Consider the following 575-nt stretch of genomic DNA (forward strand, 5'->3'; position numbering starts at 1 on the left):
GCTTCCTTATTCAGTTAACCTCGCTACAAAATATAACTCGCTGACCCATTATACAAAAGGTACGCAGTCACATAGATTTCTCCATGCTCCCACTGCTTGTACGTACACGGTTTCAGGTTCTCTTTCACTCCCCTCCCGGGGTTCTTTTCGCCTTTCCCTCACGGTACTGGTTCACTATCGGTCAATCAGGAGTATTTAGCCTTGGAGGATGGTCCCCCCTTCTTCAGACAAGATTCCTCGTGTCTCGCCCTACTTCTTGTTAGCTTAGTACCACCACTCGATTTTCGGATACGGGACTATCACCCTCTTCGATTGAGCTTCCCAACTCATTCTCCTAATCTCGTCGCTATCTCTAACGGCTCCTCCACTTTCGCTCGCCGCTACTCGCAGAATCTCGGTTGATTTCTTTTCCTCAGGGTACTGAGATGTTTCAGTTCTCCTGGTTCGCCTGCTTAACCTATGAATTCAGTTAAGCATGATAGGCTCTTCACCTACCGGGTTTCCCCATTCGGATATCGTGGGCTCTCCGCTCCTTATCAACTCCCCCACGCTTTTCGCAGATTAGCACGTCCTTC

The 575-nt window shown here is 49.0% G+C and carries 1 rRNA gene; it reads right to left on the reverse strand.

Annotated elements, in window-relative coordinates:
- A 23S ribosomal RNA gene (locus ACFFHT_RS10950) occupies positions 1-575 on the reverse strand; the annotation flags it as partial.

It is taken from the genome of Gallibacterium melopsittaci, from assembly GCF_042433085.1.
GTDB lineage: Bacteria > Pseudomonadota > Gammaproteobacteria > Enterobacterales > Pasteurellaceae > Gallibacterium > Gallibacterium melopsittaci.